General features: G+C 54.4%; 21 protein-coding genes and 2 riboswitches. Of the genes, 9 read left to right on the forward strand and 12 right to left on the reverse strand.

Annotation, left to right across the window (positions count from 1 at the left end; translation table 11 throughout):
* Positions 1-125 precede the first annotated feature (125 nt).
* From A6395_RS06735 to A6395_RS06745, 3 genes are all read left to right on the forward strand, one after another.
* Positions 126-1,454: an MATE family efflux transporter gene (locus A6395_RS06735; RefSeq protein WP_071398442.1), complete on the forward strand. Its 1,329-nt coding sequence runs from the start codon at positions 126-128 to the stop codon at positions 1,452-1,454.
* The gene (gene gshAB, locus A6395_RS06740; RefSeq protein WP_071398443.1) at positions 1,438-3,723 is read left to right on the forward strand and encodes a bifunctional glutamate--cysteine ligase GshA/glutathione synthetase GshB; all 2,286 of its coding nucleotides are present in this window, start codon (positions 1,438-1,440) and stop codon (positions 3,721-3,723) included. Before A6395_RS06735 ends, gshAB begins: the two co-directional genes overlap by 17 nt.
* 88 nt (positions 3,724-3,811) lie before the next feature.
* Positions 3,812-4,312 carry an SRPBCC family protein gene (locus tag A6395_RS06745; RefSeq protein ID WP_071398444.1) on the forward strand — a complete coding sequence of 167 codons (501 nt, stop codon included), beginning with the start codon at positions 3,812-3,814 and terminating at the stop codon, positions 4,310-4,312.
* A 43-nt stretch (positions 4,313-4,355) separates the two neighbouring features.
* Here A6395_RS06745 and A6395_RS06750 read toward each other — a convergent pair whose 3' ends face one another.
* The 7 genes from A6395_RS06750 to A6395_RS06775 all read right to left on the reverse strand — a co-directional run bounded on the left by A6395_RS06750 (position 4,356) and on the right by A6395_RS06775 (position 9,469).
* Positions 4,356-4,727 (reverse strand): YidH family protein, encoded by a 372-nt coding sequence (locus tag A6395_RS06750; protein WP_021066029.1) that lies wholly within the window; start codon positions 4,725-4,727, stop codon positions 4,356-4,358.
* A gap of 15 nt (positions 4,728-4,742) precedes the next feature.
* Entirely contained in the window at positions 4,743-4,886 is a 144-nt protein-coding gene (locus A6395_RS15720) for a LuxR C-terminal-related transcriptional regulator (RefSeq protein WP_084812989.1), read from the reverse strand.
* 77 nt (positions 4,887-4,963) lie between these two features.
* A complete protein-coding gene (locus tag A6395_RS06755; RefSeq protein ID WP_071398445.1) occupies positions 4,964-5,521 on the reverse strand; it encodes a hypothetical protein in 558 nt (185 codons plus the stop codon).
* Between the two features lie 17 nt (positions 5,522-5,538).
* Positions 5,539-6,735 (reverse strand): NAD(P)/FAD-dependent oxidoreductase, encoded by a 1,197-nt coding sequence (locus A6395_RS06760; protein WP_483297289.1) that lies wholly within the window; start codon positions 6,733-6,735, stop codon positions 5,539-5,541.
* A gap of 262 nt (positions 6,736-6,997) precedes the next feature.
* Positions 6,998-8,056: a threonine aldolase family protein gene (locus A6395_RS06765; RefSeq protein WP_071398447.1), complete on the reverse strand. Its 1,059-nt coding sequence runs from the start codon at positions 8,054-8,056 to the stop codon at positions 6,998-7,000.
* 49 nt (positions 8,057-8,105) lie between these two features.
* Positions 8,106-9,086, reverse strand: a complete 981-nt coding sequence (locus A6395_RS06770) for a zinc-binding dehydrogenase (RefSeq protein ID WP_071398448.1) — start codon at positions 9,084-9,086, stop codon at positions 8,106-8,108.
* Positions 9,087-9,088: 2 nt separating this feature from the next.
* Positions 9,089-9,469, reverse strand: a complete 381-nt coding sequence (locus A6395_RS06775; protein ID WP_084812990.1) for a VOC family protein — start codon at positions 9,467-9,469, stop codon at positions 9,089-9,091.
* A 117-nt stretch (positions 9,470-9,586) separates the two neighbouring features.
* Here A6395_RS06775 and A6395_RS06780 point away from each other — a divergent pair, with 117 nt between their 5' ends.
* Positions 9,587-9,892, forward strand: coding sequence for a winged helix-turn-helix transcriptional regulator (locus tag A6395_RS06780; protein ID WP_070328289.1), 306 nt, complete (start codon positions 9,587-9,589; stop codon positions 9,890-9,892).
* Positions 9,893-9,920: 28 nt separating this feature from the next.
* Here the strand turns inward: A6395_RS06780 and A6395_RS06785 are convergent, their stop codons facing one another.
* Entirely contained in the window at positions 9,921-10,301 is a 381-nt protein-coding gene (locus tag A6395_RS06785; RefSeq protein WP_071398449.1) for a VOC family protein, read from the reverse strand.
* Positions 10,302-10,380: 79 nt separating this feature from the next.
* On the opposite strand from A6395_RS06785, the gene A6395_RS06790 reads away from it, so the two are divergent.
* Entirely contained in the window at positions 10,381-10,863 is a 483-nt protein-coding gene (locus A6395_RS06790; protein ID WP_071398450.1) for a GNAT family N-acetyltransferase, read from the forward strand.
* Positions 10,864-10,971: 108 nt separating this feature from the next.
* Here A6395_RS06790 and mtnA read toward each other — a convergent pair whose 3' ends face one another.
* Together mtnA and mtnK are read right to left on the reverse strand one after the other, a co-directional pair.
* On the reverse strand, positions 10,972-12,006 hold the full coding sequence (mtnA, locus tag A6395_RS06795) for an S-methyl-5-thioribose-1-phosphate isomerase (protein ID WP_071398451.1): 1,035 nt from the start codon (positions 12,004-12,006) through the stop codon (positions 10,972-10,974).
* Entirely contained in the window at positions 12,003-13,157 is a 1,155-nt protein-coding gene (gene mtnK / locus A6395_RS06800) for an S-methyl-5-thioribose kinase (RefSeq protein ID WP_071398452.1), read from the reverse strand. Before mtnK ends, mtnA begins: the two co-directional genes overlap by 4 nt.
* Positions 13,158-13,238: 81 nt before the next feature.
* Positions 13,239-13,341: riboswitch (SAM riboswitch) on the reverse strand.
* 205 nt (positions 13,342-13,546) lie between these two features.
* Positions 13,547-13,649: riboswitch (SAM riboswitch) on the forward strand.
* A gap of 71 nt (positions 13,650-13,720) precedes the next feature.
* Between mtnK and A6395_RS06805 the strand changes: the two genes are divergently transcribed.
* The 4 genes from A6395_RS06805 to A6395_RS06820 are packed head-to-tail and all read left to right on the forward strand — an operon-like array spanning position 13,721 to position 16,683.
* On the forward strand, positions 13,721-14,875 hold the full coding sequence (locus A6395_RS06805; protein WP_071398453.1) for a 2,3-diketo-5-methylthiopentyl-1-phosphate enolase: 1,155 nt from the start codon (positions 13,721-13,723) through the stop codon (positions 14,873-14,875).
* On the forward strand, positions 14,872-15,522 hold the full coding sequence (locus A6395_RS06810) for a 2-hydroxy-3-keto-5-methylthiopentenyl-1-phosphate phosphatase (protein WP_071398454.1): 651 nt from the start codon (positions 14,872-14,874) through the stop codon (positions 15,520-15,522). Before A6395_RS06805 ends, A6395_RS06810 begins: the two co-directional genes overlap by 4 nt.
* Entirely contained in the window at positions 15,519-16,136 is a 618-nt protein-coding gene (locus A6395_RS06815) for a methylthioribulose 1-phosphate dehydratase (protein ID WP_071398455.1), read from the forward strand. Before A6395_RS06810 ends, A6395_RS06815 begins: the two co-directional genes overlap by 4 nt.
* A 13-nt stretch (positions 16,137-16,149) precedes the next feature.
* Entirely contained in the window at positions 16,150-16,683 is a 534-nt protein-coding gene (locus A6395_RS06820; RefSeq protein ID WP_071398456.1) for a 1,2-dihydroxy-3-keto-5-methylthiopentene dioxygenase, read from the forward strand.
* Between the two features lie 32 nt (positions 16,684-16,715).
* Here A6395_RS06820 and A6395_RS06825 read toward each other — a convergent pair whose 3' ends face one another.
* Positions 16,716-17,174, reverse strand: coding sequence for a DUF4188 domain-containing protein (locus A6395_RS06825; protein ID WP_071398457.1), 459 nt, complete (start codon positions 17,172-17,174; stop codon positions 16,716-16,718).
* Entirely contained in the window at positions 17,146-17,715 is a 570-nt protein-coding gene (locus A6395_RS06830; RefSeq protein ID WP_071398458.1) for a PadR family transcriptional regulator, read from the reverse strand. The genes A6395_RS06825 and A6395_RS06830 overlap by 29 nt, the downstream gene beginning before the upstream one ends.
* Positions 17,716-17,782: the final 67 nt, after the last annotated feature.

Raw genomic sequence — 17,782 nt, forward strand, 5'->3', positions numbered from 1 at the left:
ACCTCGAATTCCTTTTTTTGTGTCGATTTTTCGTCGAGTCGGGCGTCGTGATTGCCAATTTTGTCTCGTCGTGCTTATATATAACTAAATGGTTATATACTAATTCGTTGAAGGAGTCTTGTCTTGTGAAAACCGTCGATTTGACGACCGGACGTGTGCAGAGCGTCATCTTGGCGCTCGCCCTTCCGCTCGTCGGCAGCTCGCTCTTACAGTTCACGTATAGTCTCGTCGATATGTTTTGGGTCGGTGCGCTCGGTAGCGACGCCGTCGCCAGTATCGGTGCGGCCAGTTTTTATATTATGCTCGGCCAGGCGATTCAATCGTTACTTGTCGTCGGCGCCGGCATCAAAGTGTCGCAAGCCGTTGGCAGGCGGGACCAACAGTTGATCCAACGTTACGTCAAGGCCGGAAAACGAGGTAACCTCGTCCTCGGCCTGTTCTTCTTGACGCTCCTCGTCGCCTTTGGGCAGACGATGATCGGCTTTTTGAATATGAACGCACCAACCGTCGAGCGGCTCGCTTACAGCTACTTGCTCGTCAGCGCACCGATGCTGTTGTTCTCGTTCTTCAACTTGCTGTACGCTCGCATATTCAGCGCTTTCGGCAATACGACGACGGCGATGCGGATCAATGCGACCGGGGTCACGCTCAACATGATCTTGTCTCCGCTCTTCATCTATCCGCTTGGTCTCGGCGTGCTCGGGGCCGGTCTGGCGACACTCGTCGCCAACGCCGTCATGTTCGGCTTCTTCTGGCATCGGGCTCGCGCGCTCTTTGACTGGGAGGAGACGGTCGAACCCGTTCGCGCCGACTATACAGAGATCGTTCGCCTCGGCTTCCCGATGGCGACCCAGCGTGTCCTCTTTACCGTCATCAGCATCTTTCTCGCTCGCATGATCGGTTCATACGGGACGGAAGCGATCGCCGCCCAGCGCATCGGCCTACAAATCGAGTCGATTGCCTACATGATGATCGGCGGACTGAACGGGGCGATTGCGAGCTATACCGGCCAAAATATAGGTGCCCGACAGATTGAACGCGTGCACGAAGGGTATCGCGTGACGACGCACCTCGGTATGCTCTACACCGGGCTGATCACGCTCGTATTCCTCTTCTTCCCGGACGTGCTCATCCGCGCCTTCGTCGATGACCCGAGTACGATCGAGATTGGGGCCAGCTATTTACGCATCATCAGCGTCTCCCTCATCTTCGCCTCGCTCGAGATGATCGGGAACGGTTATTTCTCAGGACTCGGGCTACCGAAGATCCCGGCGACGATCTCTATCGTCTTCACCGTCGCGAGGATCCCGCTCGCCATCCTCCTCGAGCCGTATCTCGGCATCGACGCGATCTGGTGGAGCATCGCCATCTCGAGCATCGTCAAAGGGCTCGTCTCGGCACTGTTTGTTCGACTAAAGAAAAAGGAAGTGACTTCACTTGCAGAAGCGATTTAAGCAATTATCCAAGCAACTTCTCACGAGCGGACGGTTCGCGATCGAACGCGAAATGCTACGTGTGACAACAGACGGGACGCTCGCCGTGACGAAACATCCATCAAGTCTCGGTGACAAAGCGACGCACCCGTATATTACGACCGATTTTTCCGAGAGCCAGATCGAACTGATCACGCCGACGTTCCCGACCGTCGAAGCGGCACATAATTTTTTAGAGACGCTTTATGACATCACAGCGCTAAATATCGGCGATGAACGGCTTTGGCCACAGTCGATGCCGTGTGCGTTGCCGGACGGCGGCGTCATCCCGCTCGCCGACTTCGGCAGTTCCGGTATTGAGGCAGGCCGTTACCGTGAACATCTGCTTCAAAAGTACGGGGCGAAAAAACAGCTCATCTCCGGGATCCATTTCAACTTCTCGTTCTCGGACGATTTGATCGCCGCGTTATATGAAGGGTCGCCCGAGCAATATGACCGCTTCAAAAACGAGCTCTATTTGAAGCTCGTCCGGAACTATTTACGTATGCGTTGGCTCGCTGTCTACTTGCTCGGCGGAACGCCTGCCGTCCATACGAGCTACGAGGAACGTTGCGTCAGCCAAATGCAGGCGTTGAACGAGGACGTCTACTCGAATACGACGGCGCTGTCGTACCGAAATAGTGACTGCGGTTATACGAACGTCGAGCCGCTCTATCCGGACTACGCGACGCTCCCAGACTATGCGAGTAGCGTCCGCCGGTTGATCGCCAAAGGCGACATCGCCAACCCGAACGAGCTGTACTCGCCGATTCGACTGAAAACGTCACGCGGCGGAAATGACCTCGACCGGCTCGAGAAGACCGGCATCGATTATATCGAGATTCGCAACATCGACCTCAATCCATTCGAGAAGACCGGTATCGCACTCGATGATTTGCGATTCCTGCACGTCTTCTTGCTCTATTTAGCGTTGAAAGACGAGACTGACTTCGCGGACTGGCAAGCCGAGGCGTTCCGTAACCAACAGCTCGTCGCCAAAGAGGGCCTATCGCCGTCACTCGTCCTCGAACGTGATGGCGAGCCGGTCGCGCTGCAAACGTTCGCTCGTGACCTCGTCGCTGACATCGAGTCGTTCAACGCGCAACACGACCTCGGTTTTGCTGACGTCTTCGCGTCCGTCCGGGAACGGATTGACAACGTCGAAGCGACCTACTCGGCCCGGCTGACAAAAGTCATGACCGACGAAGGCTATACGACCTGGTCACTCCGCCAAGCCGAGACGTATTATGAAGATGCGTTCGCCAACCGGTTCCGGATGCACGGCTATACGGACATGGAACTGTCGACGCAAATTTTGATGAAGTCGGCCTTAAAACGGGGTTACGCGGTCGATGTCGTCGACCGGGACGACCAATTCATCCGTCTCCGTCACGGCAATCGGGTCGAGTACGTCAGACAAGCGACGAAAACGTCGAAAGATAACTACGTGTCGGTGCTGATGATGGAAAACAAGACGGTGACAAAACATGTGCTCGCCGAACACGGCATCCACGTCCCTGGGGGTGTCGAGTTGCGCAGTGAAGACGACTTGCGTGACGTCTGGTCCGAGTTTTCCGTTCAGCCGATTGTCCTGAAGCCGAAATCGACGAACTTCGGGATCGGCATCCACATCTTCAAAGACGGGACGACGCTCGACGAGGCGCTCGAGGCGTTCCGTCATGCCAACACGTTCGACGACGTCGTCTTGCTCGAGACGTTTTTACCGGGGAAAGAATATCGTTTCCTCGTCATCGGTGATACGGTCGCCGGCATCTTGCACCGCGTCCCGGCGAATGTGACTGGGGACGGTGTCTCGACGATCCGCGAGCTCGTCGCGAAGAAAAATGAGGACCCGCTCCGCGGCAAAGGCTATAAGACACCGCTCGAGAAGATCGAGATCGACGACATCGTCGTATCGTTCCTGCGTCCGCAAGGCAAAACTCCTGACAGCGTCCTCGCTGACGGCGAGCGCGTCTTCTTGCGCGAGAACTCGAACATTAGCACAGGTGGCGACAGCATCGACTATACGGACCAAATCTCTGACTTTTATAAACAGGTCGCGGTCGATTCGGCGAAAGCGATCGGTGCCACGATTTGCGGCGTCGATATGATGATCCCGTCGCTTGACGCAGAAAATGACTACGGCATCATCGAATTGAATTTCAATCCGGCCATCCATATCCATTCCTTCCCGTACGAAGGGAAAGAACGTTCCATCGGCGAGACGGTGCTCGATTTGTTGTTTGACTGATCAGGTTGGAAGGACGCTCAATTCGGGAATAAGGACTACATCGTTTCAAGTCGGTGTATCGTACTTTCTCTAGAGAGGGGTCTTTCAAATGGGAACGGTCAAATCGCACGTCGAAGGTACGACCTTGGTTGTTGAGCGGAGTTTCAAAGCGCCACGTGAGCTCGTGTTCGAGGCATTCTCAAGCCCGGCTCACTTAGAGGCGTGGTGGGGACCTGCGGGATGGAAAACAGACATCCGCACGTTTGAGTTTGAACCGGGTGGGACGTGGCATTATTGCATGACGTGTGTCGACAAAGATCAAGGTGATTATTTTGGAATGGAATCGTGGGGCAAATCGACGTTTCTTGAGATTGAACCCCATGCCCGCATCGTCTACACGGATGCGTTTTCTGACGAAGCAGGGAACGTCAACCCCGAGCTGCCGGTCATGACGATCACTAACGATTTTGTCGATATTCCGGACGGGACGTTGCTCGTCAGCCGCTCCGAATTCACAGACGTAGCCGCCCTCAAACAAGTCGTCGAAATGGGCGCCGTCGAGGGTTTCTCATCACAGCTCGACCGTCTCGACGCCATCGTCTCGAGATAACCAAAACCGCCCGCATCTCAACCGAGGTGCGGGCGGTTTTTTGTTAAAACAGAAAATAACTGACGATCAAGATGAGCGTGAAGATGAACACCATCCCGATGGCGAGCGCGACGAGGCTCATCTTCGCCGACTTGAACTGCTGCGAGTTGATCGTGTGCACTTTTTTTAAGTACGACCGTGTCCCGACGAGGATCGTCGCGATACCGAAGATGATCGACAAGATGCCGATCGCCGTGATCAATTGATGCTCGGCCCCGCTCAAGTTCTCACTTCGATAGTAATGAAAGTTCGTCACGAGGAAGCCGATCCCGATGACAGTGATAGCTGTCCGGATCCAGGCGAGGAACGTCCGCTCGTTGGCGAGGTGCTGTTGAATGTACTGCGAATCGACCGTCTTCTCTAAATCTAGTTTCATAACTTCCCCTCTTTCCTAACTGTCGTGGTCGATCAATCGATTTTTTAAGCATAACTCGACCGTCTTCGGACTGATGCCGAGTTTCTCTACAATCTCGATATTGCCGTACCCGAGCGTCGTCAAACGTACAATTTCCGACTCACTTTCTTCTTCTATCATACCCCCACGGGTAAAAAACACCAACTATTTGAGCATACAAAAACCGGACGTGATGGATTCACGTCCGGACCGGTTCATTATTTTTTTGTTTGTTCGGACAATATTTCGACCGTCGCCTGCATATACTTGAGGCCATGCTGGACCGATGGCTCTTTCAACCAACGAACGAGCGAGAACAACGTGATGTTGCGGTCATCGCGTTCGGCCCGTGCTCGGATTTCGGTGAGCATCGTGCGTGTGGCGTCGGCTTTTTCTTTTACCGGTGTGACATATTCATCGACCCGTTGACCGATCAGTTCTCGTGTTTGCTCGTCCGCGTAGACGTCTTGTGCGAAAGCGAGCATCTGTTCAAGTTGGTTCGTCACCTGGAGCAACATCGGCAACTTCTCGGCGAGCTTGACCGCCGCCTCGAGCGTCTCGACTTGTAAATTCGATGAGTCGAGGAGCGTGTCGACTTTTTGTCTCACTTGCTGGTCGTTCATCGTCGCCATCCCGAAATCGACGGCGTCTTCGAGGCGGCGAAGCGACTTCTCAATCTCGGGCAATCGTTCGACGAGGGAGACGAGCGCTTGCTCGACGTCCGGCCGCGTCAACACAGATTCTAATGTCTGTTCTTTCGTTGTTGTACGTTCCATCGTCTTCTCCCCCTTTCTCACATCGTCCCTTTCAACATCCCGTTCCAATACATGACTGGAAGAAAGTCTTTTTTCAAGATGTACATGCTGTGGCGTTCTTTCGCTTGATTGAACGGCATCGACTCTTGTGGTACTTTCTCGTAATCGAATTCGGCCAAGATGAGTTTGTTGTAGCCTGTGACGATCGGGCAAGACGAGTAGCCGTCATACGACGCGACCGGGACTTGGCCATACATGAGGTCGCCCACATTTTTAGCGACGACGGGCGCTTGTTTCCGAATCGCGGCCCCGGTCTTCGACGTCGGTAAATTCGTGCAGTCGCCGAGTCCGAAGACGTTTTTATACTGTTTATGTTGCAGCGTGTACATATCGACATCGACCCATCCGCCCGCGTCCGCCAGCTTGCTTTCTCGAATGAATGTCGGTGCTTGCATCGGTGGCGTGACGTGAATCATGTCATAGCGCATCTCGAACGTTTCACCGCTATCTAACTGTTCAAAGACAGCGACTTTGTCGTCTGCTTTAATCTCAATTAAATTGACACGGAAATGTGTGTCAATCCGTTTTCGTTCGAGTACTTTTTCGAGCGCCGTCCGATATTTGGCAACGTCAAAGATCGCCGGATTGGCCGATCCGAAGACGATTTTACTGTTATCGCGGACACCTGTTTTCACAAAGTAGTCTTCCGCCATATACATAATTTTTTGCGGGGCCCCGCCACACTTCACAGGTGATGCTGGGTGCGTGAACAACGCGGTACCGCCCTCAAAACCCCTAAGGGTATCCCACGTGTAGTCGACGTGTTTATACGAGTAGTTGCTACATACTTGTTTCGTGCCAAGCGCTGCTTCTAACCCTTTGATCCGACCCCAATCGATCTCAATCCCCGACGCGACGACCAAGTAGTCGTAATGAATCGTCCCGTTGACAGCCGTCTCGACTTGATTGGCTTCTGGGTCGAAGCTGACCACCTTGTCCTGAAGCCATTTCGCACCTTTTGGGATGAGTGTCGCCATGTCTCGCTCCGACTCTTCTTTTTTCGCGGCTCCGGCTCCGACGAGCGTCCAAAGCGGTTGATAGTAGTGTTTCGTTTCAGGATCGATCAGCAAAACCTCATCGGCTAAATGATGTTTTTCACGAAGCAGGCGCGCAGCGACGCTGATCCCTCCGGTGCCTGCTCCGACGATGACAACTCGATAATGTGTACGCATCATGCAATTCCCCTTTCATTCCCATAGATGACCGACTAATTACGTCAAACCAATAAACTTTCCACGTCTTCAATATATTTGAAAGCGCATACATTTTATGAAATGAGTGCCACTTTGAAACGGCATAGAAGGCACTACTCATTTGACGTGGAACGGATTAACCCCATTATACCATAGGGGGTATAATGGGGTTAATGATTTTCACTCGTCCGCTCTACTTTGTATTCGAACTCGAGACAGTGTCCTCGATAGGCTTTGGCCATTGTTAATGGGAGAGTACCTCGAACAACTCGTCGAGCCGAGACGTATCGATGTCTAAAAACGCATCCCCGACACTGATCTCGGTCGAACAATGACCGTCATGCGGCACGACGTACCCGGTGATGCCGATGCCTGTCTCCGTTTGGACACGCTCGATCCAATTCGAGACGGTTTCTGCGTCCCCATTCATATGAAGGTGGAACATGTTCGTCACCGGCACATCCGGCGTCGTCCAGACACCGTCGAGCGCATTGAACCGGGTTGCGAGCGCTTTGGCATGTTCGTAGTACGTTCCCATTCGGTCTTTCCTGAGCTCATAGTAGTAGTCGGCCGGGATGATGTACGGGTATAAGCCGATCAAGTCGCCGCCATAGCGCCGTTTCCAGATTCTTGCCTCGTCACAGAACGCTTTCGGTCCGCCCAAAATCGCCCCGGCGACACCGCCGATCCCTTTGTAGAACGAGACGTAGACGCTGTCGAACAAGGCGCATACTTCTTCGGCCGTCTTCTCATAATATGGTAATGTCTCGAACAGGCGGGCCCCATCGAGATGCAGATGAATCCCCCGCTCCCGGCAGTGCCGGCTGATCGCTTCAAGCTCATCAAACGGCGGCAAATAGCCGCCGAGCTCACGTTGCGGCAACTCGACCAACAGGCAAGCGACGTCCGGTAACGCCTTCACTTCTTCAAGCGTCATCAATCGGTCCTTATCCCCGATCAAAATCGGCTCGAGGTGATGCAGCTGTCTCAACCCGTCTTGTTCATGAATCTCCAAGTGACAGAGCGGGTGATAGGCGACGCTTCGATTCCCTGTCTCGTCCGACCAGATGCGTAAGGCGATCTGTTGTGCCATCGTGCCGCTCGGAAAGAAGACAGCGGCTTCCGTCCCGAGCCGCGTGGCGAGCTTTTGTTCAAATTGTTCGATGACCTCGCCCGTCCCATAATGGTCGCTCGTTTGCTCCGGGTCGGCTTGCTCAAACGCGCGCTGTAAGACGCCGACGTTCCGTTTCCCGTGCCCGCTCAGTTGATGCGTCGTCTGTTGATACGATGTCCGTAAATCCATGTCATCCCCTCCAAAAGAAGCCCCCTGTCACGAGACAAGAGGCCAAGATTTAGTCGCGTACGCGGACGATCAACTTGCCTCGTACTTTCCGCGTCTGAAGCTGTTCGAGTCCGTCTTTCAAGCGGTCGAACGGCAATACGTCGGTGACGAGGTCGTTCAGTTCACCCGTTTCGAGCAGTTTCATCAACTCCTCGGCCATATACGCCAAGTTGCGAATCGCGCGCTCGTCTTCGCTCGCATGGGCCGCACCGAGGGCGACTTCATGGATCGATGGTGACAGCGTGAACCCTTTCATGTTCGACATATCAGGCGGACCGGCAATATGAGTGAGCTGTCCGCTGAACGCGAGGCGATCGAGATCGGCTGTTGCCACGTCACGGCCGACCGTGTTCAAAATCAGATCGACACCACGGCCGTCCGTCAGTTCCATGATGCGTTCGGTCACGTCCTCGACGTTGTAGTCGATTGCGACGTCGGCACCGAGTGATGTGACCCAATCAAAGTTTTCCGGCGACGCCGTCGTGAATACTTTGAGCCCAAGCTTTTTCGCGAGCTGAATCGCGTAGCCGCCGACCCCGCCCGCTCCGGCGTGGACGAGAATCGTCTCTTTGTCGCGCGTGTTCAGCTTCTGCATGACCGCTTCATACGCCGTCATGCCGGCACAAAGGATGGCTGCTGCCGCTTCGTCGCTCACGTCTTGCGGTACGACGGCACAAGCACGCGCGTCGACGATAGCGTACTCGGCGAAACCTCCGTTGTTCGCAAGACTCGTATGGACGGCGACGCGGGAGCCGGTGATGATGTTCGCGATGCTCGAGCCGACTTCGACGACTTCGCCGACGAGGTCGACGCCGAGGATGTGCGGGTATGCCCAGTTCGGGTTGCCGTTCGTGCCGACTTTATAGTCGACCGGGTTCAAGGCGACCGCTTCGACTTTGATGAGCAGTTCGCCCGCTCCCGGGGTCGGTCGTTCGATGTCCCCGAGGTTCATATTTTCTAAGCCAGGTTGTTCAAGTAGCCATGCTTTCATGATTAGTATGCTCCTTCCGAATATGTCAGTTCATACGAATGCGAGTAGATCTCGACGAGCCCTTCGATGTCTGGGTCTTGGACGCAATAGTGGAAGATGCCTGTTTTCCAAAACTCAAAATTATTCTCCGGTTTCTCGTTGTTCGGGAACTCGAACAGCTCGATGCCGATTTTGTCACCGGTCGACATGTGGGCGATGCGGAACTTGCCCCAGCCCGGGCCGAACACTTCGGTGCACATGACGCCGATCGGTGAGTCATCCTCAACGACGTCCGACGGTTTCATGATCGTATACCAGCCCATCACGTCTTCATAAAACTTCACTGCTTCCGTCACACTGGGGACTGATAGCCCGATATGTGAGAATGTACGTGGATAAGTCAAATTGATCCGCTCCTTTTTGGTTGCTCATTTGGGTCGATAACGATAAGATACCTTCATCGTAGCAAGAAAAAAAGTACGCACATTGAAGTAACTACCCGAAAGCGAGGCGAACTGAACATGACGACCCCGTTCCCCGTCAACAAGGCGCTCGACATCATCGGCGGTAAATGGCGTCCACAAGTGTACTGCACGCTCGAGACCGGCCCGCGCCGCTTCTCGGAGATTCAGCGCGCCATCCCCGATGTCAGCCGCAAAGTGTTGACCGACCAACTGCGCGAACTCGAACAGCTCGGCATGGTCCGACGCGACGACTATTCGACCGACAAACAGCTCCACGTCGAATACTCCCTCACCGAGGAGGCGTTTAGCCTGCAACCAGCGATGAAGGCGCTCTGCTCTTGGGGCGAAACCCGAGACGAATAAGCCCTCGCCAAGTCCGGCGAGGGTTTTGTCATGACGCGAATAGACTGATGAGGTTCCCGTCTGGGTCGACGACGATGGCGTAACGTTGTCCCCAAAACGCGTCCCACGGCTCACGATGAATCACGTATCCTTGTTTGAAGATAGCTTCAAACAGTGTATCGAGCGCTTCACGGCTGTCGCACAGGAAAGCGAGCTCGACCCGATGCCCCGATGCCGGTTTCCATTCCCCATACACCGACTCCGCGACCTCGACTGTGTCAAAGGCGAGCCGGACGCCGCCTTCGTCAACTTCAACGTGCGCTTCCCCGTTCATTGATACTGGAATCGACAGGCCGAGCAGCCGATAGAAGTCGAGCGCGCGCTTCATATCCTCGACGACGATGCCGACCATATCTAGTTTGATTCCCATGTGGTCACCTCACTTCTTGAATTGATGGTACTATCGAAAGTGTAGCACCTATCTATCCTTTTGAAACGAGGAAATCACTATGACGTATAAGTTCGCTTTGATGACACAAGCGCAGGCAGAAACGATTGCTTTCACCTGGCATTACGATGGAGAGTATGCTTTTTACGATATGGAGGCTGACGAAGACGACTTGGCCGAGTTTTTAGACACCGAACAACGAGGGCAATCGGTATTCGCCATCACGAACGATGGCGAACTGGTCGGTTTCGTTAGCGTGCATCAAACAGACGCCGATACGATTGACCTCGGTTTAGGCATGAAGCCAGGTCTGACCGGAAACGGGACCGGACGAGCGTTCGTCACCTCGATTCTTGCTTTCGTCGAAGCCAAGTTCGACCCAAATCGTATCACCTTGTCGGTTGCCACGTTCAACGGGCGGGCGATTCGCGTGTATGAAGCTTGCGGGTTTCGACAAGTGGCTTCATTTCAACAAGACACGAACGGGAGTACGTTCGACTTCATCGCATTAGAACGCAAAAAGCGCCCTCAGGATAGATTCTGAGGGCGCTTTTGCTGCCCGGTGCCTTTGTCGACTAAGTAAATCTGGCCATTCCCGTCTCATACCAAGACGGTCACACTTCATCGTTCGGGCAAGCACGGAGCTGCTGTTTCACACGTGAACCGTTCCCCCTACATGGTGTGTGATCGCTGCTTCATTCGGCTCGAACACGCCCGCTTCGGTGATGAGTCCGGTGATCAGTTCAGGCGGTGTGACGTCAAACGCCGGGTTAAAGACGGTGATCCCGACCGGCGCCGTCGGTTGTCCGCCGATATGGGTCACTTCTAGCGCGCTCCGCTCCTCGATTTGAATCACATCGTCCGCCGTCAAATCGAACGTCGAATGCGGGGCCGCGACGTAAAACGGGATCCCGTAATGTTTAGCCAGGACGGCGAGCTGAAGCGTGCCGATCTTATTGGCGACGTGACCCGTCCGTGTGATGCGGTCAGCGCCGACGATGATGGCGTCGACCCCTTTCGCCTGAATCGTCCAAGCGGCCATATTGTCGGTGATGAGCGTGACATCGATGTCGGCCTGGTCGAGCTCCCAGACGGTCAGGCGTGCCCCTTGGAGGAGCGGCCGCGTCTCACAAGCGAAGACGTTAAACGCGATACCTCGCTCTTTCCCGACGTAAAACGGAGCGAGCGCAGTCCCGTAACGCGACGTCGCGATCGCCCCGGCGTTACAGATTGTTAAGACGTTCCCCCCTGCTGGCAGCACCGTGAGCGCATGCTCCCCGATGGCCCGATACGTGTCGACGTCTCGCTCGAACAGCGCGATGGCCCGATGTTTGATGTCGGTCGCGATCCTTTCAAAGTCGACGCCGACGTTCAGCCCGAGAAGTGACTCGATCACGTTTTGCAGATTGACCGCCGTCGGTCGCGTCGCGATCAATCGACGGCCGACGAGGTCGAGCCGGCGTGTGAAGTCCGGGTCATCCTGGAGGCGGACCGCTTCTTTCGCGAGCACGAATGCGCCGAAATAGGCGATGGCCGGCGCGCCTCGGACTTGTAACGTCTCGATGGCGTGCTCCGCCTGTTCGAGCGTCGCGATCGTCACGTACCGCTCCTCATGCGGCAGTAACGTTTGGTCTAAAATGACGAGCTCGTCCCGGGACGGTTCGAAGCGAATGTTTTGGACTGTCATACGCGTACCCCCGCTAACAGCGTCACTAATTCATCGATTGTCCGGACATCGTGGCGCTGTTTAATGAGCGTCGTGCCGAGCGTGAGCGCTTCCCGTTTCCGCTCGAGCCGGACCGTTTCCGGTAACGTCTCGAGGTCATTGACTCCGGCGAGACCGATGGTGCGGCGAATCAGTTCGCATCCGGCGTAGCCAATCGTGTCACTAAAGATGGTTTGAAGTAGTTCATCGACGAACCCGTCCGTGTTGAACGGTTCGACCGCCGTCTCAAACTTCGTCCGGAACGTCTTCTCAAACGTCTCCCATACCGTCAATACGTCGGTGAACCGCTCGAACCGTTTGAGTGGGTCATGGAACGTCGATAGCGTCAAATGGGCGACGATTTGCCCGATGTCAAAGCCGAACGGTCCGTAAAAAGCGAACTCTGGATCGATGACTTTCGTCTCTTGTTGCGTCGCGAAGATGCTGCCTGTATGTAAGTCCCCGTGCAAGAGCGCGTCGTGTTTCGTGACGAAACCGACTTTCAGTTTCGTGACCTCCACTTTCAATTTCTGGTCACGCCAAAGCGCTTCGACGTCCTGACGGAGCGCGGTTTCGATGTTGTTCGATTCGGCATCTTTGTACGGATCGATGAAGATCAGTTTTTCAGTGATGTCGCACAGTTCCGGGTTGTAATAATCCCGTTCTTTCCGCTTCTTCTCAATCGGGCCGGCCGCATAGTCTGACGTCTCAAACAACGTCTGTCCTAAAAACTCACCGATGTGACGGGCGAGTTCAGGATACGTTTTCCCTTCCAAATAGCCCGTCCGGACGATATCAAAGTCAGACAAGTCTTCTAAAATCGTGTAGGCGAGCGTCCGGTCACTGCCGAGAACGACCGGGACGAAACGCGGGACGACACTGGCGAATTCGCGCAACGCGAGCTGCTCGATCCACGCCCGTTCAAGTGTGAGCGGCCAACTCTCGCCGACGACTTTCGCATACGGTAGCGCCTGCTTGACGATGAGGCTCGTTTCGCCTTGACGGATGCGGAAGACGAGGTTCAAGTTGCCGTCCCCGATCTCCTCACAATGCGCGATGCCCCCATCTTCGAGTAACCCTAACGTTCTGACGTGCTCGACGACTGTCTGTTCTGTAAATGGTTGATAAGCCATGTCTGTTTCCCCTTTCGGTATATTCCCCACAAAAAAAGCCCCTTTCTCCGCGAGAAAGAGGCACAGCCGTAACGGTTGTTCCTCTCATCTGTCAGACGTATGTCTGGTGGATGTAGCACCGTGCCTACTGGTCGGTTGCTGCGGCGTCATCGGGCCAATTCCCTCTGCCAACTCGCGATAAGAGTGTCGTATTCGATTGTGTGAACTTGTTGTGATGAATATTACGGACTCGACCCCACCTTTGTCAACGGCAATTTGCTGGAGCAACGGTCACTTTTTTTATGCATATATGGTAACAACGAACTCAAACTTTTTTTCTCAAAAAAAGGAATTGACGAACCGGATATTGTGTGACAAAATTCAATTAAATTTCACAACTTCAAAATACATTCTTATCAAGAGCAGACGGAGGGGACAAGCCCGATGATGTCGCAGCAACCGACCCGATTGGGCACGGTGCTAATTCTTGCAGCGTAAGCTGAGAGATAAGAGTTCATTTTTTTATGATGACCTCTTGCCTCGGCATGGGGTCATTTTTTGTTTGACCGGAAGGAGGAACGAACATGAGTATTACTGCCACATATGAAATCAGCCGGACGGACCGCGTCGCGACTGTCGCCGAGAAAATCGCCCTCGAACTGACTGTCGGCACGTGGACGGAACTGCCTCACCTAGAGCAAGAACAATTAAAGGCGTATCGGGGCGAGGTCGTCTCAACGACGCATACGGAAACGACGAGCCGCTTCACAATCCGTTATCCGCTCCATAACGTCACGCCCGACTTCTCATCCATCTTGACGACGACGTTCGGGAAATTATCGCTCGATGACTCGGTACGCTTGATCGACTTAACGTTACCCGAAACGCTTGCATCTGAATTCCCTGGAGCAAAGTTCGGTGTTCAAGGCGTTCGTGAGTTGCTCGACGTACATGATCGCCCGCTCGTCATGAGCATCTTTAAAGGGATCATCGGCCGTGATTTACGCTTCTTAGAACAGCAACTTCGAGACCAGCTCGCCGGCGGCATCGACATCGTCAAAGATGATGAAATCCTATACGACAACCCGCTCACTCCGTCGCTTGAACGAGCTAAAATCGGAGCGGCCGTCATCCAAGAACAGTTCGAAACGACCGGGAAACGTTCGCTCTATGCCATCACGCTCAGCGGCCCGGTGTTCGGGCTGCGTGACCAAGCGCTCCGCTTGATCGAGGCGGGCGCGACGGCACTGTTGTTCAACGTCTATACATACGGGCTCGACACACTCCGCGAACTCGCAAGCGATCCAACAATTAACGTCCCGATTTTGGCGCACCCGGCGTTCGCCGGCGCCTTGACCAGCTCGATCAGCCACTCGCTCTTGCTCGGAAAATTGATCCGCCTCGCGGGGGCCGACTTGACGCTGTTCCCGTCCCCATACGGTTCACTTGCGACACCGCCTGATGAGGCGTTCGCGATTCGGGATGGCAGTGCTCGGCCGCACTGGACGAAGCCGATTCTACCGGTCCCGTCGGCCGGCATCCATCCGGGGCTCATCCCGGACATCATCCGTGATTTCGGCACAGACGTCGTCATCAACGCCGGTGGCGGCATCCACGGTCACCCAGACGGCGCGGCTGCCGGGGCCCGGGCGTTCCGACAAGCGATTGAGCAAGTATTAGGCGTGGCGAGCCAGACGAACGAGCTCGAGTCCGCGCTAAAGGCGTGGTCAAAACAATGACGATTCACATCTTGTGTGACTTCGATGGGACGATCACGGCCGAGGACAACATCATCGCTTTGATGCGGGCGTTCGCACCGCCCGAATGGCACGCGCTCAAAGACGACGTGCTCGCTCAAGACATCTCGATCCGCTCCGGGGTCGGACAGATGTTCCAGCTGTTGCCGAGCGCTGACGCTTCGGCGTACCGTGACTACTTGCTGGACCGCATCACCTTGCGCCCAGGGTTCTCGACGTTTTTGGCAGAAGTCCGGCAACAAGTTTGGAAGTTCGACGTCGTCAGCGGCGGCATGGACTTTTTCGTGCACCCGATCTTGCAAGACCACGTCGCACCGGACCACATCTACTGTAACGTCGCCGACTTCTCGGACGAGACGGTACGCGTCGACTGGCCCTACGCCTGTGACGCGCATTGCACGAATGATTGTGGTTGCTGCAAACCGACAATCGCCCGGACGATCGTCGATCCCGTTGATCGCTTGATCGTCATCGGTGACTCGGTGACCGACTTCGAGATCGCCAAACGGGCCGATTTCGTCTACGCCCGTGGGCAACTCATCACGCTCTGTGAAGCAGAAGGCATCGCCTACGCCCCGTTCGAGACGTTCGACGACATCACCCATCACATGAAGGAGGTGTACGTATGAGCGTGACTGCACGTTGGCTTGAACTCGCCGACATTAAAGACGAACTCGCCGCGCGCGACTGGTTCCCAGGAACGAGTGGCAATTTGGCGATTCGTGTCTCCGACGACCCGCTGACTTTCCTCGTCACGGCGAGCGGACGCGATAAACGAAAACGGACCGCGGACGATTTCGTCCTCGTCGACGCGGCCGGCAGGTTGCTTGGCGAACAAACTGGTAAACCGTCCGCTGAGACGTTGCTACACGTCGAGGTGTTCAACAAGACCGCGGCGGCGTGTTCACTCCATGTGCACACAGTCGACAACAACGTCATCTCCGAGCTCCACGCCGTGAACGGTGAGGTCGTCTTCACGGGGCAAGAGATCATCAAGGCACTCGGGTATTGGGAAGAGGACGCGGTCGTCCGGGTCCCAATCATCGACAATCATGCCGACATCCCGACGCTCGCGGCCGCCTTCGCGCCTCACGTCCATTCAAACGCCGGTGCCGTCCTCATCCGTAATCACGGCATCACGGTCTGGGGCGAGACGCCGGATGCGGCGAAGCGCTATTTAGAAGCATACGAATTTTTGTTCAGCTACACGTTAAAACTACGCGCCTTAGGCGTCCATTCATAAGGAGGAACTTTCTATGGCAACTGTCTATTTCCAACAAACTGAAGAACGTCTCGTCGACCAATCTGAAGTGAACGTATTTTTAGAATCGCGCGGCATCCTGTACGAGCAGTGGGACATCGCTAAACTTCCGATCGCGCTTCAAGAAAACTACGAACTGACGGACGAAGACAAGCAAGCCATCCTCGCAACGTTCCGTGACGAGATTCAAGACGTGTCAGAGCGCCGCGGCTATCAAACGGCCGACGTCATCTCGCTGTCTGACGCGACACCGAACTTGGACGAACTGCTTGTCAACTTCCAAAAGGAACACCATCATACGGACGACGAGGTCCGCTTCATCGTCAGCGGTCACGGCATCTTCGCCATCGACGACGCCGAACGCGGTTACTTCAACATCGAGCTCAATCCGGGCGATTTGATTTCGGTCCCGGTGAACACGCGCCACTACTTCACGCTTCAAGACGACCGCCAAGTCGTCGCCGTCCGCATCTTCGTGACGACAGAGGGCTGGGTGCCGATCTACGAGAAACAGAATGTGAACGCATAATAAAGAAGCGGACGAATTGCTCGTCCGTTTCTTTATTTCATCCGCCGTTCGGCCAAACGTTCTTTAGCCGATTCTCGCGTCTTCACAACATCGATATCCCCAAGTGCCTTACCGAGTCCGCGTGTTGGAAGATTGACGTACATCGTCTCATAGTTACTGACTTCATACGTCTCATGAAAAATCCCGACCACCTCACTCGCCCGCGCTTTCTGATTGAATGTTTTCCACGCTTCTAAATGCAGTTTTCCGTGTGCATAATCGAGAAGTTCCTCGCTTGAACGCCAATATTGAATGAGGGTGACAGAGCGCCACCCAATCGTCATCTCATGCGACAAAAAACCTGAATCTCGATTCGTGTACAGCTCCTTCAACATGGCCGGCATCGCACTGAACGCGGGCCACCATTTCCGGATCGAACGCCATCGATTCACCCGTAAACCGATGACAAATATGACGATATCTTCATTCGGGACGGCCATTTTCCGTTCCATCGTCTGCTCCTCCTTCAATCGTACGAATCGCATGTTCACACCATTCAATAAGGGCGACCGTCTGACGTTTCCCATAGTCGAGCGTCAGCAGCCAGTACAAGGCGTCCGGTGACTCCGCATCACTCGAACGAATCATCGTCTCAATCGCTTCATATATTTTCAAGCGTTCGCGTAACAGTTTTTCGTGATGCCTAATCTTCTCTGCCGTCTCTGCAATCGGTTCATGTCTGGCAAAGAACAACTTGAGCAATAGCTCATTTCGTTGAACCGGTAATTCGTCGGGCTTTTCTCCAATCCATCGTCCTAGCTCGGCCTTACCTAAGTCGGTCAGTTCGTACGCTTTTCGATCATCGCCTTCGTTTGACTGCACGATGAGCCCATCGCGCTCAAGTGTCTTCAACGTTGGATACACTTGCCCAAAACTAATTTTCCAAAAATGGTTCAGGCTGTTATCAATCATCTGTTTCATCTCATAACCCGTGCGACACGAGGTCGTCAAGAGTCCCAATATAGCATAGCGTGTTGTATTCTCTCGCGGCATGTTCTGTCTCCTATATCAAAAAGATACTATCTATTTGATATATACCTCCCACGGATAAAAACAAAAC

This window comes from Exiguobacterium sp. SH31 (assembly GCF_001816105.1).
GTDB classification, from domain to species: Bacteria; Bacillota; Bacilli; order Exiguobacteriales; family Exiguobacteriaceae; genus Exiguobacterium; species Exiguobacterium aurantiacum_A.

Excerpts from the sequence above, each read along its gene's own strand:
- A6395_RS06745 (WP_071398444.1), top strand. The coding sequence starts at position 3,812 with ATGGGAACGGTCAAATCGCACGTCGAAGGTACGACCTTGGTTGTTGAG.
- A6395_RS06750 (WP_021066029.1), bottom strand. The coding sequence starts at position 4,727 with ATGAAACTAGATTTAGAGAAGACGGTCGATTCGCAGTACATTCAACAG.
- A6395_RS15720 (WP_084812989.1), bottom strand. The coding sequence starts at position 4,886 with ATGATAGAAGAAGAAAGTGAGTCGGAAATTGTACGTTTGACGACGCTC.
- A6395_RS06755 (WP_071398445.1), bottom strand. The coding sequence starts at position 5,521 with ATGGAACGTACAACAACGAAAGAACAGACATTAGAATCTGTGTTGACG.
- A6395_RS06760 (WP_483297289.1), bottom strand. The coding sequence starts at position 6,735 with ATGATGCGTACACATTATCGAGTTGTCATCGTCGGAGCAGGCACCGGA.
- A6395_RS06765 (WP_071398447.1), bottom strand. The coding sequence starts at position 8,056 with ATGGATTTACGGACATCGTATCAACAGACGACGCATCAACTGAGCGGG.
- A6395_RS06770 (WP_071398448.1), bottom strand. The coding sequence starts at position 9,086 with ATGAAAGCATGGCTACTTGAACAACCTGGCTTAGAAAATATGAACCTC.
- A6395_RS06780 (WP_070328289.1), top strand. The coding sequence starts at position 9,587 with ATGACGACCCCGTTCCCCGTCAACAAGGCGCTCGACATCATCGGCGGT.
- A6395_RS06785 (WP_071398449.1), bottom strand. The coding sequence starts at position 10,301 with ATGGGAATCAAACTAGATATGGTCGGCATCGTCGTCGAGGATATGAAG.
- A6395_RS06790 (WP_071398450.1), top strand. The coding sequence starts at position 10,381 with ATGACGTATAAGTTCGCTTTGATGACACAAGCGCAGGCAGAAACGATT.
- mtnA (WP_071398451.1), bottom strand. The coding sequence starts at position 12,006 with ATGACAGTCCAAAACATTCGCTTCGAACCGTCCCGGGACGAGCTCGTC.
- mtnK (WP_071398452.1), bottom strand. The coding sequence starts at position 13,157 with ATGGCTTATCAACCATTTACAGAACAGACAGTCGTCGAGCACGTCAGA.
- A6395_RS06805 (WP_071398453.1), top strand. The coding sequence starts at position 13,721 with ATGAGTATTACTGCCACATATGAAATCAGCCGGACGGACCGCGTCGCG.
- A6395_RS06810 (WP_071398454.1), top strand. The coding sequence starts at position 14,872 with ATGACGATTCACATCTTGTGTGACTTCGATGGGACGATCACGGCCGAG.
- A6395_RS06815 (WP_071398455.1), top strand. The coding sequence starts at position 15,519 with ATGAGCGTGACTGCACGTTGGCTTGAACTCGCCGACATTAAAGACGAA.
- A6395_RS06820 (WP_071398456.1), top strand. The coding sequence starts at position 16,150 with ATGGCAACTGTCTATTTCCAACAAACTGAAGAACGTCTCGTCGACCAA.
- A6395_RS06825 (WP_071398457.1), bottom strand. The coding sequence starts at position 17,174 with ATGGAACGGAAAATGGCCGTCCCGAATGAAGATATCGTCATATTTGTC.
- A6395_RS06830 (WP_071398458.1), bottom strand. The coding sequence starts at position 17,715 with ATGCCGCGAGAGAATACAACACGCTATGCTATATTGGGACTCTTGACG.